Origin of the sequence: Stenotrophomonas sp. EMP41 (genome assembly GCF_047495535.1) — a bacterium.
Lineage (GTDB): Bacteria > Pseudomonadota > Gammaproteobacteria > Xanthomonadales > Xanthomonadaceae > Stenotrophomonas > Stenotrophomonas sepilia.
The window spans coordinates 2459941-2483901 of the sequence record NZ_CP179923.1 but is presented as its reverse complement, the minus strand read 5'-3'; the positions used below and the strand labels follow the sequence as shown (position 1 = coordinate 2483901).

The 23961-nt window shown below is 67.8% G+C and carries 24 protein-coding genes; 9 read left to right on the top strand and 15 right to left on the bottom strand.

All coding sequences use genetic code 11. The annotated features are described in order from the left end of the window. The first annotated feature begins 216 nt into the window (after window positions 1–216). Both cydD and cydC read left to right on the top strand, forming a co-directional pair. Window positions 217–1962: a thiol reductant ABC exporter subunit CydD gene (gene cydD / locus ACMGRF_RS11440; protein WP_099487277.1), complete on the top strand. Its 1746-nt coding sequence runs from the start codon at window positions 217–219 to the stop codon at window positions 1960–1962. Beyond that, window positions 1959–3632 (top strand): thiol reductant ABC exporter subunit CydC, encoded by a 1674-nt coding sequence (gene cydC, locus ACMGRF_RS11435; RefSeq protein ID WP_099487275.1) that lies wholly within the window; start codon window positions 1959–1961, stop codon window positions 3630–3632. Before cydD ends, cydC begins: the two co-directional genes overlap by 4 nt. Window positions 3633–3710: 78 nt before the next feature. Here the strand turns inward: cydC and ACMGRF_RS11430 are convergent, their stop codons facing one another. From ACMGRF_RS11430 to ccmA, 11 genes are all read right to left on the bottom strand, one after another. Further along, window positions 3711–4055: a DUF1294 domain-containing protein gene (locus ACMGRF_RS11430; protein ID WP_049411676.1), complete on the bottom strand. Its 345-nt coding sequence runs from the start codon at window positions 4053–4055 to the stop codon at window positions 3711–3713. Beyond that, entirely contained in the window at window positions 4056–5168 is a 1113-nt protein-coding gene (gene metX / locus ACMGRF_RS11425) for a homoserine O-acetyltransferase MetX (protein WP_049411680.1), read from the bottom strand. 72 nt (window positions 5169–5240) lie between these two features. Next, entirely contained in the window at window positions 5241–6230 is a 990-nt protein-coding gene (locus ACMGRF_RS11420; RefSeq protein ID WP_099487273.1) for a tetratricopeptide repeat protein, read from the bottom strand. After that, a complete protein-coding gene (locus tag ACMGRF_RS11415; protein ID WP_049438352.1) occupies window positions 6224–6673 on the bottom strand; it encodes a cytochrome c-type biogenesis protein in 450 nt (149 codons plus the stop codon). The genes ACMGRF_RS11420 and ACMGRF_RS11415 overlap by 7 nt, the downstream gene beginning before the upstream one ends. Window positions 6674–6677: 4 nt before the next feature. After that, on the bottom strand, window positions 6678–7295 hold the full coding sequence (locus ACMGRF_RS11410; RefSeq protein ID WP_049412438.1) for a DsbE family thiol:disulfide interchange protein: 618 nt from the start codon (window positions 7293–7295) through the stop codon (window positions 6678–6680). An 8-nt stretch (window positions 7296–7303) separates the two neighbouring features. Continuing rightward, window positions 7304–9223 carry a heme lyase CcmF/NrfE family subunit gene (locus ACMGRF_RS11405; protein WP_065178271.1) on the bottom strand — a complete coding sequence of 640 codons (1920 nt, stop codon included), beginning with the start codon at window positions 9221–9223 and terminating at the stop codon, window positions 7304–7306. Beyond that, window positions 9224–9685, bottom strand: a complete 462-nt coding sequence (gene ccmE, locus ACMGRF_RS11400) for a cytochrome c maturation protein CcmE (protein WP_005417653.1) — start codon at window positions 9683–9685, stop codon at window positions 9224–9226. Continuing rightward, a complete protein-coding gene (locus tag ACMGRF_RS11395) occupies window positions 9682–9870 on the bottom strand; it encodes a heme exporter protein CcmD (protein ID WP_049438350.1) in 189 nt (62 codons plus the stop codon). The genes ccmE and ACMGRF_RS11395 overlap by 4 nt, the downstream gene beginning before the upstream one ends. Further along, complete coding sequence (gene ccmC / locus ACMGRF_RS11390) at window positions 9867–10637, bottom strand: heme ABC transporter permease CcmC (protein WP_099496128.1); 771 nt, start codon at window positions 10635–10637, stop codon at window positions 9867–9869. Before ccmC ends, ACMGRF_RS11395 begins: the two co-directional genes overlap by 4 nt. Window positions 10638–10680: 43 nt before the next feature. Then, the gene (gene ccmB, locus ACMGRF_RS11385; protein ID WP_049438348.1) at window positions 10681–11376 is read right to left on the bottom strand and encodes a heme exporter protein CcmB; all 696 of its coding nucleotides are present in this window, start codon (window positions 11374–11376) and stop codon (window positions 10681–10683) included. Next, window positions 11373–12002 (bottom strand): heme ABC exporter ATP-binding protein CcmA, encoded by a 630-nt coding sequence (ccmA, locus tag ACMGRF_RS11380; RefSeq protein WP_032954317.1) that lies wholly within the window; start codon window positions 12000–12002, stop codon window positions 11373–11375. The genes ccmB and ccmA overlap by 4 nt, the downstream gene beginning before the upstream one ends. Window positions 12003–12189: 187 nt before the next feature. Here ccmA and ACMGRF_RS11375 point away from each other — a divergent pair, with 187 nt between their 5' ends. From ACMGRF_RS11375 to ACMGRF_RS11365, 3 genes are all read left to right on the top strand, one after another. Continuing rightward, entirely contained in the window at window positions 12190–13338 is a 1149-nt protein-coding gene (locus ACMGRF_RS11375) for a pyridoxal phosphate-dependent aminotransferase (RefSeq protein ID WP_180879226.1), read from the top strand. A 14-nt stretch (window positions 13339–13352) separates the two neighbouring features. Continuing rightward, window positions 13353–14159 carry an amidohydrolase gene (locus ACMGRF_RS11370; RefSeq protein WP_100478474.1) on the top strand — a complete coding sequence of 269 codons (807 nt, stop codon included), beginning with the start codon at window positions 13353–13355 and terminating at the stop codon, window positions 14157–14159. A 103-nt stretch (window positions 14160–14262) separates the two neighbouring features. Continuing rightward, window positions 14263–14697, top strand: coding sequence for a hypothetical protein (locus ACMGRF_RS11365; protein WP_049414524.1), 435 nt, complete (start codon window positions 14263–14265; stop codon window positions 14695–14697). A gap of 96 nt (window positions 14698–14793) precedes the next feature. On the opposite strand, the gene ACMGRF_RS11360 is transcribed toward ACMGRF_RS11365, so the two are convergent. The 4 genes from ACMGRF_RS11360 to ACMGRF_RS11345 form a co-directional block, all read right to left on the bottom strand. Beyond that, complete coding sequence (locus tag ACMGRF_RS11360) at window positions 14794–15039, bottom strand: protein L (protein ID WP_111191703.1); 246 nt, start codon at window positions 15037–15039, stop codon at window positions 14794–14796. 206 nt (window positions 15040–15245) lie between these two features. After that, complete coding sequence (locus tag ACMGRF_RS11355) at window positions 15246–16880, bottom strand: pseudouridine synthase (protein ID WP_100478472.1); 1635 nt, start codon at window positions 16878–16880, stop codon at window positions 15246–15248. After that, entirely contained in the window at window positions 16873–17748 is an 876-nt protein-coding gene (gene scpB / locus ACMGRF_RS11350; RefSeq protein ID WP_049414527.1) for an SMC-Scp complex subunit ScpB, read from the bottom strand. The genes ACMGRF_RS11355 and scpB overlap by 8 nt, the downstream gene beginning before the upstream one ends. Before the next feature lie 13 nt (window positions 17749–17761). After that, complete coding sequence (locus ACMGRF_RS11345; RefSeq protein ID WP_005417635.1) at window positions 17762–18667, bottom strand: segregation and condensation protein A; 906 nt, start codon at window positions 18665–18667, stop codon at window positions 17762–17764. A 374-nt stretch (window positions 18668–19041) separates the two neighbouring features. On the opposite strand from ACMGRF_RS11345, the gene ACMGRF_RS11340 reads away from it, so the two are divergent. The 4 genes from ACMGRF_RS11340 (at window position 19042) to ACMGRF_RS11325 (ending at window position 23933) form a co-directional block, all read left to right on the top strand. Further along, window positions 19042–19341, top strand: coding sequence for a YciI family protein (locus ACMGRF_RS11340; RefSeq protein ID WP_005417634.1), 300 nt, complete (start codon window positions 19042–19044; stop codon window positions 19339–19341). Next, the gene (locus tag ACMGRF_RS11335; protein WP_049414528.1) at window positions 19338–19613 is read left to right on the top strand and encodes a BolA family protein; all 276 of its coding nucleotides are present in this window, start codon (window positions 19338–19340) and stop codon (window positions 19611–19613) included. The genes ACMGRF_RS11340 and ACMGRF_RS11335 overlap by 4 nt, the downstream gene beginning before the upstream one ends. A 148-nt stretch (window positions 19614–19761) precedes the next feature. Beyond that, on the top strand, window positions 19762–20799 hold the full coding sequence (locus ACMGRF_RS11330; protein WP_180879222.1) for a LacI family DNA-binding transcriptional regulator: 1038 nt from the start codon (window positions 19762–19764) through the stop codon (window positions 20797–20799). A gap of 77 nt (window positions 20800–20876) precedes the next feature. Beyond that, window positions 20877–23933, top strand: coding sequence for a TonB-dependent receptor domain-containing protein (locus ACMGRF_RS11325; RefSeq protein ID WP_049414530.1), 3057 nt, complete (start codon window positions 20877–20879; stop codon window positions 23931–23933). Window positions 23934–23961 lie beyond the last annotated feature (28 nt).

Here is a 23961-nt window from a genome sequence, read left to right as displayed (position 1 = left end):
TCGTTGGATAGTGCCGTTGCAGGTGGCGGGAAGGGTGGTCTACGACGTGAATGATGTGACCGACTACTTCAAACAGCCTTGATCCAGATCAATGTATGAACAGGTGCCCCGGTTGATCGTATGCCAACCCGATGAAGACTGCGACCGCTGGCCGCAGAGGCCGGCCATTGCCTGCGCCTACAATGCCGTGTCTCCCCCGTTGCCCGTGAAGACCCCTTGAGCGCTGCCGACACAACCCCCGACGCCCTGTCCCGGGACGCCGAAACGACCCGCCAGCGGCGCGCCCGCAGCGCGTGGCTGGCCGATCTGGCGCGGCCTGCTCGAGGCCGCCAGCGGCTGGCGGCACTGTGCATCAGCCTGTCCGGTGCCCTGTTGATCGGCCAGGCGGCCGCCATCGCCTGGCTGGTACAGCAGGTGCTGGTGGAGCGCGCGCCGCTGGCCTCGGGGTTGCCGGTGCTGGGCGGTCTGGCGGCGATCCTGGTGGCGCGCACGCTGCTGGGCAGCGCCACCCAGGCCGCCGCCGGTGATGTGGCCGATGCCGCGCGGCTGGCCCTGCGTGAACGCGTGTTCGGGCGCCTGCTTGGCCATGGGCCGCTGTGGCTGCGCCAGCGCCGCACCGGCGAACTGGGCGAACTGATGCTGCATCACGCTGATGCGATCGAGAGCTATTACAGCGGTTTCCTGCCGGTACGCACCGAAGTGGTGGTGGTGCCGCTGCTGATCCTGGCCGCCGTAGCCTGGGTCGACTGGGTGGTGGCGCTGATCCTGCTGCTCACTGCGCCGTTGGTACCGTTCTTCATGATGCTGGTGGGCTGGGGGGCCGAAGCGGCCGGCCGCGCGCAGCTGGGTGAGCTGGCGCGGATGAGCGGCCATTTCGCCGACCGCATCAAGGGCCTGGGCCTGCTGCGCCTGTATGGCCGCGGCGAGGCTGAGCTGGAGGGGATCGAGGCGGCTGCCGAAGGCGTGCGCGTGCGCACCCTGAAGGTTCTGCGCATCGCTTTCCTCTCGTCCACGGTGCTGGAGTTCTTTGCCTCGGTCAGCGTGGCGATGGTCGCCCTGTACCTCGGGCTGAGCTATCTGGGCATGATGTCGCTGCATGCAGCGGTACCGACGCTGGGGGTGGGCCTGTTCTGCCTGCTGCTGGCGCCGGAATTCTATGCGCCGCTGCGACGGCTGGCCGCGCACTACCATGACCGTGCCAATGCGCTGGCTGCCGCTGCCGAGGTGGAGCGCCTGCTGCAGTCGCTGCCCGATGAGCAGGGCCTGATCGAGAACGAAGCTGCGCCACTGGCGGTGGAACCGGCCGAGGCCGCGCTGCCGCCGCTGCGGGCACAGGGGCTGGTGCTGCGTCCGCTGGGCGCACCGCACGATGTGCTGCGGGATCTGGACGTGCTGCTGGAACCGGGCCAGCGCCTGGCCCTGGTCGGTCCCAGCGGGGCCGGCAAGAGTACGCTGCTGGAGGCGCTGGCCGGTTGGCTGCCGCCGCGTGCCGGCAAGCTGCAGGTGCGTCCCGGCGTGCAGGTGGCCTATGCCAGCCAGCGTCCGTACCTGTTCCACGGCAGCATCGCCGACAACCTGCGCCTGGCCGATCCCGGCGCCAGCGATGCGCGCCTGCGCGCGGTGGCCGAGGCTTCGCAGGTACTGCAGTTTGCGCAGCGCCTGCCGCACGGGCTGGATACGGTGATCGGCGAACGTGGCTTCGGCCTGTCCGGTGGTGAGGCGCGTCGCATCGGCCTGGCCCGCCTCCTGCTGCGTGATCCGCAGGTGCTGCTGCTGGACGAACCCACCGCGTTCCTGGACGCCGATACCGAAGCGGCATTGCTGCGCAGCCTGGCCGCATATGCACGTGGCCGCAGCGTGGTGGTCGCCACCCACAGCCCGGCAGTGATCGCCTGGGCCGATCGTTGCCTGCTGTTGCCGGAAGGCCGCCTGGTGGAACCGGCACAGGCGGTGCGCGCATGAGCCGTTCGCCCGATTCGCTGCGCGCGGTGTTCCTGCGTCATCGTCCGCGCCTGTTGCTGACGATCCTGTTGTTGTGGACCACGATGCTGGCCGGCACTGCATTGCTGGGCCTGTCCGGTGGTTTCCTCACTGCGGCCGCGCTGGCCGGTGCCGCAGGCCTGGGGCAGGGATTCAATTTCTTCTCGCCGTCCGCGGGTATCCGTGGCTTGACCATGGCGCGCATCGTGTCGCGCTACTTCGAAAAGCTGGTGGGCCACGATGCCACCCTGCGCATCGCCCGCGATCTGCGCGTCTGGTTCTTCCGCCGCGCGCTGCCACTGGCGCCGGCACGGCTGGGTGCTACGCGCACTGGCGAGCTGCTGGCGCGCCTGCTGGGCGACATCGGCGAGGTGGATGGCCTGCTGGTACGGGCGATCGGGCCGCTGGTGGCGCTGGGTGCGCTGTCGGTGGTGGCGGTTGCATCGGCGGCGCTGATCCTGCCGTCGGCGGCAGTGCTGCTGGCGGTGCTGGCGCTGCTGATCGCCTTCGGTGTGCCGTGGCTGGGCGTGCGTGGCCACGATGAGGAAGAAGCCGACCGCGCCGCGCATCGCGCCGCATTGCGCACCGCGGCCTTTGAAGGGTTGGAAGGGGCGGGAGATCTGACCGCGCTGCATGCCGATGCCGCGTGGCAGCTGAAGGTGCGCGTGGCAGCCAAGCAGCTGGCCTCGCGCGACCGCCGCCGCCGTTGGCGCCTGATCGCGGCCTCGACCCTGCACGGCCTGGTGGCCGGGCTGGGCCTGGTGGCGATGCTGGCGTTGGCCCTGCACGCCGCCGAACAGCAGCGCATCGCGCCGGAAATGGCGGCGGGCCTCGTGTTCCTGACCGTGGCGTTGATCGAACTGTGGGCCGGCATGGGCCTGGCGTGGCAGTCGCTGCAGTCCGGGCGCATTGCCGCCGATCGCCTGCAGGCGATCGTCGAGCAACCGCCGACGGTGGACGATCCGCAAGTGCCACAGCCGGTGCCGCAAGCCGCGCGCGTGCATTGGGACGATGTGCATTTCCAGTGGCCGGGCGCGGCGCGGCCGGTGCTGTCCGGCCTCCAGCTGACCCTGGCGCCAGGCGAACGCATCGCCATCCGCGGCGACAGCGGCAGTGGCAAGACCACGCTGTCCAGCCTGCTGCTGCGGCTGTGGGATCCGCGGCAGGGGCGAATCACCTATGGTGGCCGCGACCTGCGCGACTTCGCCCAGGCTGAGTGGCACCAGCAACTGGCGTGGCTGCCACAGAACGCACCGGTGTTTGCCGGCAGCGTGGCAGAAAACCTGCGGTTGGGTGATCCCGATGCCAGCGACGCAGCATTGTGGGCGGTGCTGCGTCGGGTGCGCCTGGGCGACTGGGCCGGGAACAATGGTGGCCTGCAGACCTGGGTGGGCGAGAACGGCGCGACGATGTCGGCCGGCCAGGCGCGGCGGTTGGCACTGGCGCGCGCGCTGCTGCGCAATGCGCCGATCCTGCTGCTGGACGAACCGACCGAAGGCCTGGACGTGGATACCGCACGTGCGCTGCTGCAGGACCTTTCCGGGTTGCTGGACGGGCGCAGCCTGTTGATGATCACCCACGACGACCTGCCCGAAGGCGTGGTCGATGCGCAGTACCGGTTGCGTGATGGGGCTCTGGTCCGCGAAGCGTGAATGGTAGTGCCGGCCGCTGGCCGGCAATTGGAGCGTATGAGGTTGCCGGCCAGCGGCCGGCACTACCGATTGCGGGCGTTACCGCGAGAACTCGCGCAGCAGTACCGCGATCGAGGCCACGTTGGCCAGCACGCACAGCCAGAACACCCATTGGAACGCGGCCTTGCGGTGCTTGTGGCGGAACATCGCCTGGCCCAGCAGTGCGCCGGGCCAACCACCGGCAAAGGCCAGCAGCTGCAGGGTGCGCTCGGGAATACGCCACTGCTTTCGCTGCGCCGCGCGCTTGTCATGGCCATAGAGGCCGAACGACACCGCACTGGCCAGCAGGCACCAGCCGCCCAGCCACAGCGGCAGCACGCCGCTGATCATCAGCGCGATCAACGCGCCGAACGCGGCCAGTGCGAGGTTACGCCGCCACGCCACTTACAATGCGTCGAGGAAGCCGCGCACGGCCGGGCCGAAACGCTCGAAATCGACGAGGAAGGCGTCATGGCCCTGCGGCGATTCCAGGCCGATGAAGTGCGCATCGGCGCCGCCGGCGCGCAGGCCATCGGCAACCTGTTGCTGCTGCTGCACGGGGAACAGGATATCGGTGTTCGCGCCGATCGCCAGCGCCTTCTCCACACGGATCTTCGCGAGCCCGGCCAGCACGTCGCCGTCGGCATACTCGGCCAGGTCGAACCAGTCCATCGAGCGGCTCAGGTACAGGTAGCAGTTCGGATCGAAGAAACGCACGAAGCGCCGTGCGTGGCCTTCCAGATAGCTTTCCACCTGGAATTCCAGGCCGAACGGATCGTCGTCGGTCTGGTCCGAATCCAGCCGCACGCGGCCGAAGCGGCCATCCCACTCCAGCGCCGAGCGGTAGGTGATCACGCCCAGCTTGCGCGCCATGCGCATGCCGGACTCGGGGTACTCGGCATCGTTGTAGTGGCCGCCATTCCAGCGCGGGTCAAGGCGGATCGCCTCGCGCTGCAGCGAGCGGATCGCGATCGAGAACGGCAACGCCTGCGCGCTGCCGGAAATGTTGACGTGGCTGCGCGCGATGCCCGGATGCAGCATCAGGATGGCAAGGGCCGTCATGCCGCCCATCGAGTTGCCGACCACGCAGGCCAGCTGCCCGATGCCCAGCGCACGCACGACTTCGATCGCGGCGCGAGCGCCGTCTTCGATCGACAGCTCGGGGAAGTCCAGGCGGTAGGGCTCACCGTTGGCCGGGTTGAGCGAAGCGGGGCCGGTCGAGCCCTTGCAGCTGCCCAGCGAATTCACGCACACCACGAACCAGCGGTTGGTATCGATGGGTTTGTCGGGGCCAACCATCGCTTCCCACCAGCCCGGTGCCGGATTGGCCTCGTTGGCCGCCGCATGCGCATCCGGCGACAGGCCGGTCACGATCAGGATCGCATTGCTGGCGTCAGTCGCCAGCGTTCCCCAGGTCTCGTAGGCCACCCGTGCACCATGCAGGGCGCCACCGCGCTTGAACGGGAAGGGCGAGGGCAGGGCGTGGAAGCGGGTGCCGGGCGGGATGAATTCGGTCATGCACGCATTCTAGCGGGGCCGCATGTGGAGCTGGCGACACGCTGGTTTCCATCGGCACTACCGGGCGGCGCGTTATGGAAACCGCAGCTCCACCACGCCCTCATGCGGCAGGCTTACCTTCACCGGAACGCTCTGCAGGTCGTCCTCGCTGCGATTGGCACTGCCGGTGCGCGAGATGCGTGCCAGCACTTCCACTTCGCGATGGGCCGACAGCGGTGCGGTTGGCATCGGACTGTCACCGTCACCCAGCCCGACCGTGTCCGGGAATCCGCTCAGCGGCAGCTTGCGAGCGGCCACCGGCATCGGCGGGCCGCCGACGGCACGGGCCAGCACGAACACCTCGGTGCTGGCTGGCCACTCGGCGTTCTTCAGTGCCGGCAGCTGCACGCGCACCTGCAGCAGCGCCGGTGGCGCCGCGGCGCCAGCATCGGGCGCCTGGCCGGCGGCCTCGCGGGCAATCGCGATCTGCGCTTGCAGCGCCTGCGCGGCACCCGGTTCCAGTCGCGGCAGCAGGCCGCTCCACACGTCCGCAGCCTCGGCGTTCTTTCCGCGTTGCCGCAGGGCGATGCCCAGCAGCCAGCTGGCGCGCTCGGCGTCGGGGGCCTGTGTACGTGCCTGCTGCAACCAGGCCATCGCAGTGTCATCGAACTGCTTGCCGGCATCAGCCTGCGCGCGCGCCTCCGCGGCTTCCACCAGCACGCCCGGATCATCCGGTGCCAGTTCGGCGGCCTTCGCGAAGGCGTCTGCCGCAGCTGAGGCATTGCCCAGTTCGGCCTGCGAACGCCCGAGCAATGCCCAGCCATCGGCACGCTGAGGGTCGCGCTTCAGTGCATCCTGCAGGGCCTGCACGCCATCGCGCAGGGTGGCTACCGACGGCGTCGGCTGTACCTGTGCTGCACGCGGATCACCGATCAGCAGGTACAGGCAGGCACCGGCCACGCCCAGTGCGAACACGCCGACCACGAAACCGCGACGACCGTGGTGGCGCAACGGCCACAGCACCAGGGCTGCCATCAGCGCAGCAACCAGACCGGCCAGCACCGGCAGCCAATGGTTCACCATTCGTCTCCTTCATCGGCCTTGCCGGCCGGCGCCGCGCCGACGGTGCGTCCACGTCGGCGGACGATGCCCAGCACCACCAGTGCACCGGCGCCGAGCACCAGCAGGGGGCCACCCCACAGCAGCCAGGTGCCCGGCTGCAACGGTGGTTGATAGAGCACGAACTCACCGTAGCGCGCGACCAGGAACTGCTTGATCTGTGCGTCGTCGCGTCCCTGCTGCATCAGCTGCAGCACCTCGCGGCGCAGGTCCTGGGCGATCTGCGCGTTCGAATCGGCCAGCGACTGGTTCTGGCACTGCACGCAGCGCAGCTGCGCGGCCAGGTCATGGAAGCGGCGTTCCTCGGCGTCATCGCGGAACTGCAGCGGCTGCGGATCGTGCAGCGGCTGCTGGGCCAGCGCGGCCAGCGGCAGCGTCAGAAGCAGCAACGCCAGCAGCCAGCGCATGGGTTCAGGGCGCCGTATGCAGGGTGTTGCCGGCACTGCCCTGCGCTTTCTCGATCTTCTGCAGTGCCGGGATGAGCTTCTCGTCGACCACGCGCTGGGTCATCGCTCCACTGTACTTCCAGCGCACGATGCCACTGCCATCGACCAGGAACGTCTCCGGTGCGGCGGTCACGCCCCAGTCGATCGCGGTGCGGCCCTCGACGTCGCTGAGCACGACCATGAACGGGTTGCCCAGCTGTTCCAGCCAGTGCAGCGCGTCAGTCGGGTCATCCTTCCAGTTGTAGCCGATCACGCGCACGCGCTTGCTTTCTGCGAAACGGGTCAGCACCGGGTGTTCTTCACGGCAGGCCGCGCACCAGCTGCCCCAGACGTTCAGCAGATAGGGCGCGCCGCGCAGCTCATCGCTGCGCACGATCATCGCCGGGTCGTGCAGCACCGGCAGCGCGAACGCCGGCGCCGGCTTGTCGATCAGTGCCGACGGCAGTACGTCGCGCTGCGGGTCGCCCGACTTCATCACCCCATAGATCATCAGCCCGAGCAGGCCGAAGAAGAACAGCACGCCGATCACGATGGCTACCGGCGGCAGCGGGCGGGAGGGACGCGGGGCGGGGGACTCGGACATGGGAACTCCTACGGACGACGGAAACGGCGGTCGGCGGCGGTGATGAATCCGCCCAGGGCCATCAGCAGCGCGCCGAGCCAGATCCAGCGCACGAACGGCTTGATGTGCACCCGGACCGCCCATGCATTGTTGCCCAGCGGCTCGCCCAATGCCACGTAGACATCGCCGTCGAAGCGTGCATCGATGCCGGCCTCGGTCATCACCTGGCCGCCGCTGGCGTACTGGCGCTTCTCGGGATGCAGCAGGGCCTGCTCGCGGCCGTTGCGGAACACCCGCAGGTGGCCTCGATCAGCGATGAAATTCGGCCCTTCACGATGGTCCACGCCTTCGAAGCGGACTTCGTAGCGACCGACCACCAGCTGCTGGCCCGGTGCCAGCGCCACTTCACGCTGCACGTTCAGCGCTTCGACCAGCAGGGCGCCGGCCAGGAACACGGCGATGCCGGCGTGGGCGACGATCATGCCGAGCATCTCGGCGGTGAAGCGGCCATTTCCGCGCAGGCGCTGCCAGACGAAGCGTGCGGTGCCGAGTGCGACCCAGGCCGCAGCGGCGACGCCGATGCCGGCCTTCCAGCCGTTCTGCGGCGCCTGCCACCAGGCCAGCGCGCCCAGCAGCAGCGCCAGTCCCAGCCAAGGTGCCAGCAGCGCGAAGGCGCGCGAGGGCTGGTCACGCTGCCATTTCACCAGCGGGCCGAACGGCAGCAACAGGATCATCGGTGCCATCAGCAGCAGGAACAGGCTGCCGAAGTAGGGCGGGCCGACCGAGATCTTGCCCAGCGACAGCGCATCGGCCAGCAGCGGGTACAGCGTGCCCAGCAGCACCATTGCGCAGGCGGTGGCCAGCAGCAGGTTGTTGGCCAGCAGCAGGGTCTCGCGCGAGGTGGCGGTGAAGCCACGGCGCGGATCGTCGGCGTCCACGCTCAGCTGGCTGGCACGCAGCGCATACAGCAGCAGGCTGCCGCCCACCAGCACCGACAGGAACACCAGGATGAACAGGCCGCGCGAGGGATCGGCGGCGAACGAATGCACGCTGGTCAGCACGCCCGAGCGCACCAGGAAGGTGCCCAGCAGTGACAGCGCGAAGGCGGCGATCGCCAGCAGCAGGGTCCAGCTGCCGAAGGTGCCGCGCTTTTCAGTGACGGCCTGTGAATGGATCAGTGCCGCACCGACCAGCCACGGCATGAAGCTGGCATTTTCCACCGGGTCCCAGAACCACCAGCCGCCCCAGCCCAGCTCGTAGTAGGCCCACCAGCTGCCCAATGCGATGCCCAGGGTCAAAAAGCCCCAGGCAACGTTGGTCCACGGCCGCGTCCAGCGCAGCCAGCGCGCATCCACGCGACCTTCCAGCAATGCCGCCACCGCGAACGCGAACGGCACCGCAAAGCCCACGTAACCGATGTACAGCATCGGCGGGTGGATGATCAGGCCCGGATCCTGCAGCAGCGGATTGAGGTCGCGGCCTTCCAGGGGCGCCGGGTTCAGGCGCAGGAACGGATTGGAGGTGAAGATCAGGAAGGCGAGGAAGCCGACGCTGACGATGCCCATCAGCGCCAGTACGCGCGCCTGCACCGATGCCGGCAGGTGCCGCGAGAACAGCGCCACCGCGCCGGTCCACAATGCCAGCACCAGCGCCCACATCAGCAGCGAGCCCTCGTGCGCGCCCCACACCGCCGAATAGCGGTAGATCAGCGGCAGCAGCGAATTGGAGTTCTCGGCCACGTAGCGCACCGAGAAATCCTGCTGCACGAACGCGGCGGTCAGCACGGCGAAGGCGCCGGCCAGCAGCAGCAGCTGCGCGAAGGCGGCAGGCCGCGCCACTGCCATCCATGCCGCGTTGTTGCGATGCGCACCGACCAGCGGCAGGCCGGCCTGCAGCAGCGAGGCCAGCAACGCACACAACAGCAGGATCTGACCCAGTTCGGGCAGCACTCAGCGCACCTCGGGGGCCGTCACCGGCACGTCGTGCTTGCGATGGGCATCGCCCATCTTGTCGGCCACTTCCTTCGGCACGTACTTCTCATCGTGCTTGGCCAGCACTTCGTCGGCGACGAAGACACCGTCCTGCAGGCGGCCACTGGCGACCACCGCGGTGCCTTCGGCGAACATGTCCGGCAGGATCCGCGAGGTGGTCACCGCCAGCTGTGCATCGCCGTCGGTCACTTCGAAGCGCGCCTCCAGCGAGCCGACCGGGCGGTTGAAGGAGCCCTTCACCACCATGCCGCCCAAGCGGAAACGCGACTGTGCATCGACATCGCCGCGCAGCACTTCCGAAGGGGTGTACAGGTAGGCGATGTTGCGCTCGAGCGCCATCGCCACCAGCGCGGTGGCCAGGCCGGAGGCGAGCAGGGCCAGCAGCACCCACACGAGGCGGCGACGCTGTACCGGGGTCATCGTTCCAGCTCCGTCGACAGCGGCGGCACCGCGTCCTGCCTGCCGGCGCGGGTCTGCTGGCGCTGCTGCCGGGCCAGTGCCAGCCGGCGCGCCACGCGCAGGCGCAGCCACGAACCGAGGGCATCGGCGCCGAGCACCAGCACGAATACGGCGTAGGCGCCGATCACATAGGGCAGGTGGGTCATGGCTGGGCCTCCCGGGAGGCGCGCGCGGTATCGACACGGCCGCCGACCCAGGCCTTGCCGGCCTCGCGGTCGAGATTGTCGGCGCGGGCCTTGGCCAGCACCGAACCGGCAAACCAGAACTTGGTGCCGATCACCATCCACCACAGCGGCGCGATCATCGCGCTGCTGATCGCCGATTCACCGAACACGTTGATCGACTGGCGCTGGTGCAGGCCGCCCCACCAGTCCACCGAATAGCGGATCACCGGCAGCAGGCTGACACCTACAATGGCCAGCAGGCCAGCGGCGCGCGCGGCGCTGCGGCGGTCCTCGATGGCGTGGTACAGGCCGATCACGCCCAGGTACAGGAACAGCAGTACCAGTTCGCTGGTCATGCGCGGGTCCCAGTCCCACCAGGTGCCCCAGGTGCCCTTGCCCCAGATGCTGCCGGTCAGCAGGGTGATCAGGGTGAAGCCGGCGCCCATCGGCGCGCAGGCCATGGCCAGGATCTCGCAGATCTTGATCCGCCAGATCAGCGCGATCGCGGCATACAGCGCCATCAGCGCGAACACGAACAGGCTCATCCAGGCACTGGGCACGTGGATGTAGAGGATGCGGAAGCTGTCCAGCTGCTTGGCTTCCGGCGGCACCACCAGCAGCGCCTGCCACATGCCGACCAGCAGCACCGGTACTGCAGCAAGGTAGAACACCCGCGACCAGCGGGCAGCGAAACGGTCGAACGTGGGAGGCGAACCGAGTTGGTGGAACCAGCGGACAATCGGATTCATGCGTGACGGCTATCCAGCAGGGGTGGATTGGCTCTCAGCTCGGTCAACTCAGAGAAATACGTATTGCAGCGGCAGTGGCCAGCGGCGCCAGCACCAGCGCAAGCAGCAGGCCGGCGCCCAGCATCAGCAGCGCACCGACCGGATCCTGCCCGCGTCCGGCTGCCGCCAGGCTGCCTGCGCCGAACACCAGCACCGGCACGTACAGCGGCAACGACAGCAGCGCCACGAGAATACCAGAGCGCCGGATGCCAACGGTCAGTGCGGCGACCACGCCACCGATCAGGCTCAGCAAGGGCGTGCCCAGCAGCAACGATGCCAGCAACATCGGCAGCTGGTCATGCGGCAGATGCAGCATTTCGGCCAGCAGCGGGCTGACCACGATCAGCGGCAGCGCGGTGGTCGCCCAATGCAGCAGCACACGCACCAGTACCAGCCAGGCCAGCGGCACCGGCGCCAGCAGCCATTGTTCCAGCGAGCCGTCTTCGGCATCGGAACGGAACAGCGAATCCAGCGACAGCTGTCCCGCCAGCAGCACGGCCAGCCACAGCACCGCGCCGGCGGTGGCGGCCAGCAGTCGTGGCTCACGACCCTGGGCCAGCGCGAACAGCACCACCACCAGCACCGCGAACAGCAGCGGTTGCAGCGCGTCGCCGCGGCGGCGCCAGAGCAGGCGCAGGTCGCGCTTGAGCAGGGCGCCTGCGGTCTGCCACAGGCCCGGTTCGGTGCCCGGCGCGATCATGCGGCACCGCCGAGGTCGAGCTGGCGGGTGCGCACCGGCGGTGCGGCATAGGCGCCGTGGGTGGTGACCAGCGCAGCGCCACCGGCGCGCAGGTGCGCCGAAATCATCCGGTTGACCAGGGTGATGCCCTCCAGGTCGAGGTTGGCATAGGGCTCGTCGAGCAGCCACAGCGGCGCCGGCGACAGCCAGATGCGCGCCAGTGCCAGCCGCCGCTTCTGCCCAGCCGACAGGTGGCGTACCAGAGTGTCCTCGTAACCGGCCAGGCCGACGATGGCCAGCGCGTTGCCGGGCATCTGCCGCGCACGGCGGCCGTGCAGGCCACACAGGAAGTGCAGGTTCTCCAGCGTGCCGAGGTCCGGCTTCAGCGCCGGCAGGTGGCTGAGATAGGCGACATAGCGCGCGCGCTCGGCGTTGCTGGCGGGCTTGCCGTCGATCCGCACCTGGCCGGCGCCGGGCCGGGCCAGGCCGGCCAGCACGCGCAGCAGGGTGGTCTTGCCGGCGCCGTTGCCACCCTGCACCAGCAGGGCTTCACCCGCGTCCACATGGAAGTCCAGCGGGCCGAACACCGGCTCGTCATTGCGGGAGAAGCTCAGGCCGCTGGCGGCCAGCAATGCAGGGGTGTCCAAGGGGCAGGGGTCTTCATGCCGGAGTGCGGTCGCAATTGTAGCGGTGAATGCCGACGGTAGTGCCGGCCGCTGGCCGGCAGATGCGACGCGACGTCGCAGATCGTCCCAGGGGTGCCGGCCAGCGGCCGGCACTACCGACGCGTGGATTGCGTAAACTCGGAGGCCTTGTTCCCCACAGTCCAGGCCGATGCAACCCACCACCAAGCTGCCCAAGGTCGGTACCACGATCTTCACCGTGATGTCCCAGCTCGCCGCCGAACACGGCGCGGTCAACCTGGGCCAGGGTTTCCCGGACTTTTCCGCGCCGCAGCGCCTGATCGATGAGACCGCCAGGGCGATGGCCGCCGGGCTGAACCAGTACCCGCCGATGACCGGCGTGGCCCCGCTGCGCCAGGCCATCGCGCAGAAGGCGCTGGACTGCTACGGCGCGCAGGTCGATGCGGACAGCGAGATCACCGTCACCAGCGGTGGCACCGAGGCCATCTTCAACGCCATCCACGCCGTGGTGCGTGCGGGCGAGGAAGTGATCGTGCTCGACCCGGCCTACGACTGCTACGAGCCGGCGATCGACCTGGCCGGCGCCAAGGCGGTGCATGTGTCGCTCGATCCGCAGACGTTCGCCGTCGATTGGGATCGCGTGCGTGCAGCGATCACCCCGCGCACCCGCATGTTGATCGTCAACACCCCGCACAATCCGTCCGGCGCGATGCTGTCGGCGCAGGACATGCAGGCGCTGGCCGAGCTGCTGCGTGGCACGCAGATCTACCTGATTTCCGATGAAGTGTATGAGCACATCATCTACGACGGCCGTCGCCATGAGTCGGCGCTGCGCTACCCGGAGCTGCGCGAGCGCGCGTTCGTGATCTCCAGCTTCGGCAAGACCTACCACTGCACCGGCTGGAAGATCGGTTATGCGATCGCCCCGCCGGCGCTGACCGCCGAGTTCCGCAAGGTGCACCAGTACAACACGTTCACCAGCTTCGGCCCGGCCCAGTACGGCTTCGCCGCGATGATCCGCGACGAACCCGAACACCACCTGGAACTGGGCGCGTTCTACCAGGCCAAGCGCGACCGTTTCCGCGAGCAGCTGGCCGGCACCCGCCTGAAGGCGCTGCCGGTGCCGGGCGGCTACTTCCAGCTGGTCGACTACTCGGCCATCAGCGACCTGCCGGACCATGAGTTCGTGAAGTGGCTGACCATCGAGAAGGGCGTGACCGCGATCCCGCTGTCGCCGTTCTACGAGACTCCTCCGGCCGGCCAGCGCTTGGTGCGCCTGTGCTTTGCCAAGAACGAAGCGACCATGGACGCGGCGATCGAACGCCTGCGCCTGCTGTGAGCGGAGGCGTAGACATGCAGGACCTGCGCATTTCCCTCGTACAGGGCGACACCCGCTGGCACGATCCGGCCGGCAACCGCGCCTACTACGGCGCGCTGCTCGCACCGCTGGCTGGCACCACCGACCTGGTGATCCTGCCGGAGACCTTCACCAGTGGTTTCTCCAACGAGGCCATCGCCCAGGCCGAAGGCATGGACGGCCCGACCGTGGCCTGGGTGCGCGAACAGGCGAAGGCGCTGGACGCGGCGGTGATCGGCAGCGTGCAGCTGCGCGACGGCGAGGGCGTCTACAACCGCCTACTGTTCGCCACGCCCGATGGCGGGCTGCAGCACTACGACAAGCGCCACCTGTTCCGTTACGGCGGTGAGCACGAGCGCTATGCCGCTGGCCGTGAGCGCCTGAGCGTGGAATGGAAGGGCTGGCGGATCAATCCGCAGGTCTGCTACGACCTGCGCTTCCCGGTGTTCTGCCGCAACCGCTACAACGTGGAGCGTCCTCAGCAGCTGGACTTCGACCTGCAGATCTTCGTCGCCAACTGGCCGTCGGCGCGCGCCTATGCGTGGAAGACCCTGCTGCGCGCGCGTGCGATCGAGAACCTGTGTTTCGTGGCAGCGGTGAACCGCGTTGGCGTGGACGGCAACCAGCTGCACTACGCCGGCGACAGCGCGGTGCTGGATTTCCTCGGCCAGCCGCAGGTGGAGATCCGCGAACGCGAACAGGTGGTCACCACCACCATCTCGGCCGATGCCCTGGCCACGCATCGCGCGCGCTTCCCCGCGATGCTCGATGCCGATGCCTTCCACCTGGACGAACAGGCCTGAGCGACGGCCTGAACACCGCCGCACCAGCGCGCGCGCCTGCATCCAACGTGCACGCGCGCGCTGCTAGATTCGCCGGCAGTCCGACCGAACTGGAAGTCCTGCCATGAACAAGCCCTTCGCCCTGCTGCTGGCCCTGTCTGCTGCCACGCTGGCCCCTGCTGCGCACGCCGCCGGCAATCTCGATTGCCAGCTGCGCTACAACCTGTCCGGCTGGTCGCTGATCTACAAGACCGCGTCCGGCACCGGCACGGTCACCTGCAGCAATGGCGCCAGCATGCCGGTGCGTATCGAAGTGAAGGGCGGCGGCCTGACCGTGGGCAAGTCGAAGATCACCAATGGGCGTGGCAGCTTCACCGGCGCCGTGAGCGTCAATGAGCTGCTGGGCACCTACGCCTCGGTCGGTGCGCATGCCGGCGCGGTGAAATCCAGCAATGCGCAGGTGATGACCAAGGGCGACATCTCGCTGGCCCTGTCCGGCACCGGCAAGGGCTGGGACCTGGGCGTGGACGGCGCCGCCTTCACCATCAGCCGTCGCTGACAACAAAAAAGGGGACGGAGGGGATTAAGTCGTTTTTGCCTAGCCAATTCACAATGTGGCAAAAACGACTTAATCCCCTCCGTCCCCTGTTTTACATCAGGCGCCGTCGGTGTTCGTGCGTACATTGAGTTTCCAGCGGATGCTGCCCTGCTGGGTCGAGTGCTGATGGTGCGACTGCGGCGGGAAGGGGTCGTTCTGATTGCTCGTGATCTCGCGCCTGCAGCCAAGGCAGACGTAGATGCCTGAAACGGGAACAGTGTGGCCCGGGCCGTAGACTGTGTTCCACCAGGTATTGGTGGGATTTACCAGTGTCAGCACAGAGCCGCTGGTATGCCATGCCATCGTCGTTTCCTTATGCGGGGAGAGGCTTCACGATAGGCGTTCATCGCGTTGCTCGCGTCGACCTGTGGCACTAATTGCACGTTTTCAAAGAAATCCTAATGCACGCTTTTCAACCACGTGTGGCGTGGATCTACCCGCGGGTCGACTTACCAGGCAAAGAAAAACCCCGACCGGAGCCGGGGTTTTCATTTCAGTCGGGCCGCTGATCAGCCGCCGCGCGGGCCGCTGCGGCGCGGACCGCCGGGACCGCGGTTGCCACCGGGGCCACCCGGGCCACGGTTGCCACCCGGACCGCCGGGGCCGCGATTGCCACCCGGCCCACGGTTGCCACCACCCGGACCACGACCGCCCGGACGGGCGCCGCGCGCCGGCTTCGGGCTGCCATACGGGTTGAAACCCGGGGTTGCATGGTCGGACGGGAAGCTCGGGGCGTTGCCCGGATGGCCGTACGGGTGCTTGTTGCCCTGGCCCTGCGAGCGGTTGCCCGCACCGGCCGGCCGGCCCTGGCCGCCTGCGCCACCACGGCCTTCGCCACCGAAACCGCCACGGCCCTGACCGCCACCGGCGCCAGCACCCGGGCCCTTCGGCTTGCCGTACGGGCGGCCCTGGCCGCCTGCGCCCGGACCACGGGCACCCGGGCCACGTGCGCCCGGACCGGCATTGCGATGGCCGCTCGGGCCGGTGCTCACGCCATCCGGCACGTACCAGGTGCGGAACGCCGCCGGATTGCCTTCCGGCAGCGAACGATCGTTCTTCTGGGCGCGCTGCTTGAACGGCTTCTGCGACTGCTTGGCTGCCGCTTCACCGCTGACCGTCAGGCCGCCCTTGAAGCCGCCGCCCTTGCCACCGCGGCCACGGCCGCGGTCTTCGCGGACGTTGTCGAAGCGGCGCAGTTCACGGCCTTCGTCGGCGGTGTTGTGGCCATTGACGTAGGCATTGCCGCGGCCACCTTCGCGCACGCGCACAGTGGTCTTTGCGGCGCGGCGCTGGCCGATCACCGGCTGCAGCGTCAATGCCGACGGAGCGCCTTCTTCCAGCTTCAGCTGCGCGCGCAGCGCTTCCACCTGGGCGGTGCCCAGTTCCACCGAATGGCCACGGGCCAGTTCGCGCGGCAGGCTCACCTTGCCATAGCGGGTGCGCTTCAGGCGGCTGACCTGGCAGCCCTGCGATTCCCACAGGCGGCGCACTTCGCGGTTGCGGCCTTCCTTCACCACGACGCGGAACCAGTCGTGGGAATCGGTGCCGCCGATGCGTTCGATCTCATCGAACTTGGCCGGACCGTCTTCCAGTGCGACGCCACGGCCGAGGCGGTCGACGATGGCGTCGGAGACCTTTTCCTCGCCTTCCGGTGCACGCACGCGCACCACGTACTCGCGCTCGACCTCGAACGACGGGTGCATCATGGCGTTGGCCAGCTCGCCGTCGGTGGTGGCCAGCAGCAGGCCGGTGGTATTGATGTCCAGGCGACCGATGGCGATCCAGCGCGCGCCCTTCAGCGGCGGCAGCGACTCGAACACGGTCGGGCGGCCTTCGGGATCTTCGCGGGTGGTCACCTGGCCTTCCGGCTTGTTGTAGACCAGCACGCGCGACGGTTCGGCCAGGGCAGTGGCGACGAAGCCACGGCCATCCAGTTCGATCCTGTCGCCGCTCTTGACCGACATGCCGGTCTGCGCGACTTCACCGTTGACCTTGACCAGGCCTTCGGCGATGCGCTGTTCCAGCGCGCGGCGCGAGCCGAGGCCGGCCTGGGCCAGCACCTTGTGCAGGCGCTCTTCCAGCTTGAACTGTTCGGAGGTGGCTTCGCGCTTCAGCGAGAGCTTGTTACGGGGGGTGTCACTCATCAGTTTTGCTCCGGCCGACGGTTTCGAGGTCGGCCTCTGGTTCGGAATCGGCTTGGTCAACAGCCACGGTCGTCATCGCGACGGCGTTGTCTTCGCGTTCGTTCACTGGCACCGCGCGCTCGCCCGGCGCGGAATCGGGGTGCCCATCATCGAGGGGCGAAGGTGCTTGCTCATCGGAGGCCGATGCAGGGGCTGCATTGGCGGAATCGGGGGTGTCACTGCCGGCCAGGCCGGCGTCATCGTTCGCGGCAACGCCATCGGCGCCGGCCGAGATGTCCGGACCCTCGGCACCGGCCACGGGCGGTGCATCACGGTCCAGGGCCAGCTGCGGTTCCAGCTCACCCAGGTCCTTCAGTTCCGACAGCGGCGGCAGTTCGTCCAGCCGCTTCAGCCCGAAGTAGTCCAGGAAGCCCTTGGTGGTGCCGAACAGCGCCGGCTTGCCGGGCACGTCGCGGTGGCCGACCACGCGGATCCATTCGCGTTCTTCCAGCGCCTGGATGATGTTGCTGCTGACCGCCACGCCGCGCACCTGCTCGATCTCGCCGCGGGTGATCGGCTGGCGGTAGGCGATCAGCGCCAGGGTTTCCAGGGTGGCGCGGGTGTAGCGGGTCTTGCGTTCGGTCCACAGCCGGCTGATCCAGCCATGTACTTCGCCGGTGACCTGGTAGCGGAAGCCGGAGGCGACCTCGACCAGTTCCACGCCACGCCCTTCGCAGGCCTCGCGCAGGCGCTCCAGCGCACGTTCGATGCTGCCCGGCGGTGCCGGTTCCTCTTCCGGAAACAGGTCCTTCAGCTGGGCCAGGGTGAGTGGCTGGCTGGAGGCCAGCAGGGCACCCTCGACAATGCGGTCGATCAGCGATTGATCCATCGGCAGTCAGCGCTCACTCGTTGGCATTGGCGGCGTCGTTGTCGTCGAACTCGCTGCTGAACTGCAGCGGGGCGTTGGTGTTGCCAGCGGCCAGCGACTTCACGTAGATCGGCGCCAGCGGTTCTTCCTGGACGATGTCCAGCAACTGTTCCTTGGCCAGTTCCAGCACTGCCAGGAACGTGACCAGCACGCCCAGCTTGCCTTCTTCGGCGGTGAACAGCCCTTCAAAACGATAGAACTTGCCGTCCTCCAGGCGCCCCAGCACTTCCCCCATGCGCTGCCGCACGCTCAGTGCTTCACGCTTGATGGCGTGGCCGCTGAACAGCTCGGCGCGCTTGAGCACGTCGTGCAGGGCCAGCAGCATTTCCTTCAGGTCCACCGGCGGCGGCAGCTTCACCGTGGCGCGCTCGGGCATGAAGGCATGCGCCACCGTGGTGTCGCGGTCCTGGCGGGGCAGCGCGTCGATGTCCTCGGCGGCCTGCTTGAAACGTTCGTACTCCTGCAGCCGGCGCACCAGCTCGGCGCGCGGGTCGGCCTCATCGCCTTCCTCGCTGACCGGGCGCGGCAGCAGCATCCGCGACTTCACCTCGGCCAGGATCGCGGCCATCACCAGGTACTCGGCCGCCAGCTCGAAGCGCAGCTCGCGCATCACGGTGATGTATTCCACGTACTGCCGGGTGATTTCGGCCACGGGAATGTCCAGCACATCCAGGTTCTGGCGGCGGATCAGGTACAGCAGCAGGTCCAGCGGGCCTTCGAAGGCGTCCAGGATGACTTCCAGCGCGTCCGGCGGGATGTACAGGTCCTGCGGGATCTGCAGGACCGGTTGCCCATGCACCACGGCCAGCGGCATTTCCTGCTGCTGGGGGGCGGGCGGCCGGGTTGGCGGGTTCGCGTCGAGCGCGAGTTCGGAAGTCATCTAATGGACATCAGGATTGCAACGGACCAGTCGCGGCACCGGGTTCGCCGGGCCAACGCCACGGAGCCCCAGGGCACCAGACACGCCGGGATCGGCGCGATTCCACACATATCAAACAGCAGGACGCGCCGCAGTAAACGGCAGCGACAGAACTACGGGGAGGTCGTCTACGTGGCCCGGCCAGGTGGTCCGGTTTGAAGCAGCGGATCTGTCGTCGGGGGCTGCGTGGCCGCAGAAACCGACGGGCTGCTGCATCCAGCCACGTGCAATGGAGTCTAGGGTAAGCCTTTGCTGCGCCAGTGTCCAGCCGGACCGGGGCAGGGGCTGCATTGGCTAGAATCGGCGGACCCGACAACGCAAGCGAGGAAATGCCGGTGTGGTATGTGATCGAAGGGTATGACGGCCAGGATGTGCTGGCACAGCGGCTGCAGGCCCGGCCGGAACACCTGGCGCGGCTGCACGCGCTGCGCGACGCGGGGCGCCTGCTGCTGGCCGGGCCTTGCCCGGCGGTGGACAGTGAAGACCCGGGCCCGGCCGGTTTCAGCGGTTCGGTGGTGATCGCGCAGTTCGAGTCGCTGCCGCAGGCCCAGGCCTGGGCCGATGCCGACCCGTACGTGGCTGCAGGCGTCTACACCCGCGTGCAGGTCCGCCCGTTCCGCAAGGTGCTGCCGTGAACGCGGAACGGATCGAGCGGATCCGTGATGCGCTGCAGCAAGCGCTGGCGCCGAGCGTGCTGGAGATCGAGGACGACAGCCATCGTCACGCCGGCCATGCCGGTGCGCGCGACGGGCGCGGCCATTTCAACGTGCATGTGGTCAGTGAGCGCTTCGCAGGGCTGGCTCCATTGGCCCGGCATCGCGCGGTCTATGCCGCGCTGGGATCGATGATGGACACCGATATCCACGCGCTGTCCATCCGCGCACAGACCCCGTCAGAACAGGGCTGAGTCCTTGTCCCGCACTGTCCTGGCCGGTCCCTGCGGGCCTCGCCGCGGACAGATTTTCATGTCCATTTCGGGACATTCGCCTAACGGACTGTTTACAAGCCTGGATGGAAACGCTTACATTCCGCGCCAATGCTGGTAGGTCCAAGCCGTGGAGGGCGGCTTCGTGAACAAGGCAGCCATCACAATCAAAGACGTCGCACGCGAAGCCCGGGTCTCCGTGGCCACGGTTTCCCGCGCGCTCAACGGGCATGAAAATGTCGCCGAACCGGTCCGCCAGCTTGTGCTGGAGGTGGCCGCACGGCTGCGTTACACCCCGCACGCCGCCGCCCGCAGCCTGAGCAGCCGCCGCACCAATACGGTGGGCGTGGTGCTGCCTGACCTGTACGGCGAATTCTTCTCCGAGCTGATGCGCGGCATTGACGGGGTGGCCCGCAACCGCCGCCAGCACCTGCTGGTGTCCAGCTACCACGGTGACCAGGAACAGCAGGGCGCCGCCCTGCGTGCCATGCGCGGCCGCGTCGACGGCCTGCTGGTGCTTTCGCCCTATGCCGAGAGTCCGGGCTTCCTGACCGACAACCTGCCGCAGTCGTTGCCGACGGTGTTGATCAACACCTATCTGCCCGGGCAGGACCACCCGGTGCTGAGCATCGACGACCACGCCGGCGCGATGGCGATGACCCGCCACCTGCTGGATGCCGGCCACCGCCGCATTGCCTTCATTTCTGGTCCGGACCTCAACTTCGACGCGCGCGAGCGCCTGCGCGGCTTCCGTGACGCGCTGGCGGCTTTTGGCGGTAGCGCCGAAGGCATCGAGCTGCCCGGTAATTTCGACGAAGCTTCCGGCCATCGTGCCGGTCAGGAGTTGCTGGCAGCCGGAGCGCTGCCCGATGCCGTATTCGCCGCCAACGACATGATGGCCCTGGGCTGCCTGTATGCGTTCACGCAGGCAGGGGTCCGTGTGCCGGCCGATGTGGCCCTGGCGGGTTTCGATGACATTCCACTGGCGCGTTTCGTCCACCCGTCGCTGACCACCATGCAGGTCAGCATCGCCGAGCTCGGCGACCGGGCCATGACGCGCCTGATGCAGTTGATGGACGGCACCTCCACGGATGGGGCAGGGGACAAGCAGACCCTGGTTCCCCGCTTGATTGTTCGCGATTCCACCACTCCGCCATCCGGCCGTTGAAGCCAGAGGCGTTTCTTCTTTTTTTGACTGATCGCAGGGACCGCGCAAGCGGTTACCGCCACCCGGAGATTGAGTTGATGATGCATACCACCTTCCGCATGCCGGCGCGCCGGCTGCTGAGCACCGCCCTGGTCAGCTGCCTGATGCTGGCTGCCGCCCCCAACGTCATGGCGCAGTCGGCCAACGCCAGCCTGCGCGGCCAGGTTGCCGGTGCCCAGGCCGGCACCGAAGTGACCGCCACCAATGTGGCCACCGGTACCGTCCGCCGTGGCACCATCCGCGCCGACGGCAGCTACTCGCTGATGGGCCTGGATCCGGGCACGTACAACGTGGTCGCCAACGGCCAGACCCAGAAGGTCACCGTCACCGTGGCGTCGACCGCGACGCTGAACTTCGCCGGTGCCGCCAGCAGCACCCCGGGTTCGACCGCGGCCACCAACCTGGACACCGTCAACGTTGTCGCGCCGACCCTGCTGCAGGAAGTGCGTACCTCCGAAGTCGGCAAGACCGTCAGCCTGCAGCAGATCCAGACCACCCCGCAGGTGTCGCGCAACTTCCTGGAGTTCGCCGACGCGGTGCCGGGCCTGATCTTCACCCGCGACGCCAAGGGCAACACCTCGCTGCGCGGCGGCGCCACCAATGCAGATGGCACCAACGTCTACATCGACGGCGTGGGCCAGAAGAGCTACGTCAAGGGTGGCGGCGTGGCCGGCCAGTCCGGCAGCGCCGGTAACCCGTTCCCGCAGCTGGCCATCGGCGAATACAAGGTCATCAGCGGCAACTACAAGGCCGAGTATGGCCAGGTGTCGAGCGCCGCAGTGACGGCTGCGACCAAGTCCGGTACCAATGAGTTCAAGGGTGAGGCGTTCTACCGCTACACCGATGAAGACATGCGTGCCAAGACCCCGGCCGAGCGCCAGGGCGGCAAGGAGAAGATGGTCTCGGCCGAGAAGGAATACGGCTTCGCCCTGGGCGGCCCGATCATCCAGGACAAGGCGCACTTCTTCGTGACCTACGAAGCCAAGCGCTTCGACCTGCCGGTCACCATCGCGCCGGATGGCGCGGTCACCGGCGCTGCCGGCCTGCTGCCGCCGGCCGGTGCCGCCGGCCTCGGCCCGGCCAGCCAGCCGTTCCAGCAGGATCTGATCTTCGGCAAGATCGACTTCGAGCCGACCGACAACGACCGCATCGAACTGACCTTCCAGGACCGCGACGAAACCCAGTCGCAGTTCAGTGGCCAGACCTCGCCGGAAGCCGGCCGTGAAGTGGTCAACACCGACCGCCGTTATGCCCTGCGCTGGAACCACAGTGGTGAGCGCTACTACAACGAGTTGATGGTCACCCACGAAGACTCGTTCAACAACCCGACCCCGCTGACGCTGGCCAACGGCATCACCTACACCGCACCGGACGGCCCCGAAGACCGCACCATCGTGAAGATCGGTGGCGCCTCGGCACTGGATTCGCAGGTGAAGGGCCAGAAGGGCTGGTCGATCGAAGACAACCTGACCCTGGATGGCATCCAGTGGGCCGGTGACCACACCATCAAGATGGGCGTGAAGTACAAGCAGATCGACCTGTACGCGTCCGACGCGGCGCAGATCAATCCGACCTTCACCTACTCGCTGGGCGATCCGGACTTCCCCGATTCCATTCCGTACAAGGCGCAGTTCGTCAAGCCGGTGACCGGCGTGACCGGTGTGTCCGGTGAAGTGCGTTCGAAGTCCAAGCAGTACGGCGTGTTCATCCAGGACGACTGGCAGGTCAATGACCACCTGCAGCTGAACATCGGCCTGCGCTGGGACTACGAAAAGACCCCGTCCTACCTCGACTTCGTGACCCCGCAGCAGGTGGTCGACGCCATCTATTCGCAGGATCCGCGCGCCCCCGCCGGCCAGACCTATGCCGATTCGCTGGCACTGGGCGGCCTGGACATCAGCGACTACATCAGCAACGGCCACAACCGCAAGGCGTTCAAGGACGCCTGGCAGCCGCGCCTGGGCTTCTCGTATGACATCAACGCCGACGAGCAGCACGTGATCCACGGTGGTGCCGGCCGTTCCTACGACCGTGACCTGTTCGACAACCTGCAGCTGGAAACCACCAAGCTGGCCCTGCCGCAGCCGACCATCTACTTCCGCAACCCGGCCACCGGCGCCTGCATCAACGGCCAGGCCGCCTGCTATGACTGGAACCCGAACCTGCTCAACGGGATCGGCAACCTGCAGGCACTGGTCGGCGCGACCAGCAATGCCGGCCTGGAAGTGGACCTGCTGAACAACAAGCTGAAGGCGCCGTACTCGGATCAGTTCAGCCTGGGCATGAGCAACCAGATCGGCGACTGGCTGACCGACGCCACCATCGCCCGTACCCTGAGCTACGACGGCTTCGCCTTCACCCTGGGCAACCGCTACCCGACCGGCCAGTTCTTCGATGATCCGCGCCTGTGTGGTGGCACCTCCCCGGGCCTGAGCCAGGCCTGGAGCTGCAACGTGCCGGGCTTCGGCAGCCTGATCATCGGCCAGCAGGGCATCAAGACCCGTGCCACCCAGGTCCTGTTGTCGGCACAGAAGCCGTTCACCAAGGAAAGCGGCTGGGGCACCTCGATCGCCTACACCTGGACCACCGCGCGCCACAACCGCGACATCAACGAGAAGTATGCGTTCGATCGCGGCCTGATCGGTGACTACCCGACCATCCGCTCCAACGGCGCACCGCGCCACCGCCTGGTGGTGACCGGTTCGTACGCGGGCTTCTGGGGCATCACCTTCGGCGGCAAGATCACCCTGGCCACTCCGACCGCCGTCAACGACTGGTACCCGGTGATGCAGGCCAGCGGCTACACCCTGCCGACCCCGCAGGCGGCCGTGCCCAACGCAACCGGCAAGTTCCTGGTGGGTGGCAAGATCTTCGGCTACCGTTCGGTCGACCTGCAGGCGACGAAGACGTTCAAGCTGGCGGGCAACACCGAGCTGTACGCCCGTCTGGACATCATCAACGTGTTCAACTTCGACAACTTCTCCACCTACAACTACGTCAAGACCAACGGCAAGCTGCAGGCCAGCTACAACGAGACCGGCGACATCATCGGCACTCCGCGCCAGGTCAAGGCCGAAGTGGGCTTCCGCTTCTAAGTGGCGCCGCCTGTTGCTGTATCCGATG

Bases quoted from the DNA above. Each gene is read 5' to 3' on its own strand.
- cydC (WP_099487275.1), top strand. From the start codon at position 1,959: ATGAGCCGTTCGCCCGATTCGCTGCGCGCGGTGTTCCTGCGTCATCGT.
- metX (WP_049411680.1), bottom strand. From the start codon at position 5,168: ATGACCGAATTCATCCCGCCCGGCACCCGCTTCCACGCCCTGCCCTCG.
- ACMGRF_RS11420 (WP_099487273.1), bottom strand. From the start codon at position 6,230: ATGGTGAACCATTGGCTGCCGGTGCTGGCCGGTCTGGTTGCTGCGCTG.
- ACMGRF_RS11415 (WP_049438352.1), bottom strand. From the start codon at position 6,673: ATGCGCTGGCTGCTGGCGTTGCTGCTTCTGACGCTGCCGCTGGCCGCG.
- ACMGRF_RS11410 (WP_049412438.1), bottom strand. From the start codon at position 7,295: ATGTCCGAGTCCCCCGCCCCGCGTCCCTCCCGCCCGCTGCCGCCGGTA.
- ccmE (WP_005417653.1), bottom strand. From the start codon at position 9,685: ATGACCCCGGTACAGCGTCGCCGCCTCGTGTGGGTGCTGCTGGCCCTG.
- ACMGRF_RS11395 (WP_049438350.1), bottom strand. From the start codon at position 9,870: ATGACCCACCTGCCCTATGTGATCGGCGCCTACGCCGTATTCGTGCTG.
- ccmC (WP_099496128.1), bottom strand. From the start codon at position 10,637: ATGAATCCGATTGTCCGCTGGTTCCACCAACTCGGTTCGCCTCCCACG.
- ccmB (WP_049438348.1), bottom strand. From the start codon at position 11,376: ATGATCGCGCCGGGCACCGAACCGGGCCTGTGGCAGACCGCAGGCGCC.
- ACMGRF_RS11375 (WP_180879226.1), top strand. From the start codon at position 12,190: ATGCAACCCACCACCAAGCTGCCCAAGGTCGGTACCACGATCTTCACC.
- ACMGRF_RS11370 (WP_100478474.1), top strand. From the start codon at position 13,353: ATGCAGGACCTGCGCATTTCCCTCGTACAGGGCGACACCCGCTGGCAC.
- ACMGRF_RS11365 (WP_049414524.1), top strand. From the start codon at position 14,263: ATGAACAAGCCCTTCGCCCTGCTGCTGGCCCTGTCTGCTGCCACGCTG.
- ACMGRF_RS11360 (WP_111191703.1), bottom strand. From the start codon at position 15,039: ATGGCATGGCATACCAGCGGCTCTGTGCTGACACTGGTAAATCCCACC.
- ACMGRF_RS11355 (WP_100478472.1), bottom strand. From the start codon at position 16,880: ATGAGTGACACCCCCCGTAACAAGCTCTCGCTGAAGCGCGAAGCCACC.
- scpB (WP_049414527.1), bottom strand. From the start codon at position 17,748: ATGGATCAATCGCTGATCGACCGCATTGTCGAGGGTGCCCTGCTGGCC.
- ACMGRF_RS11345 (WP_005417635.1), bottom strand. From the start codon at position 18,667: ATGACTTCCGAACTCGCGCTCGACGCGAACCCGCCAACCCGGCCGCCC.
- ACMGRF_RS11325 (WP_049414530.1), top strand. From the start codon at position 20,877: ATGATGCATACCACCTTCCGCATGCCGGCGCGCCGGCTGCTGAGCACC.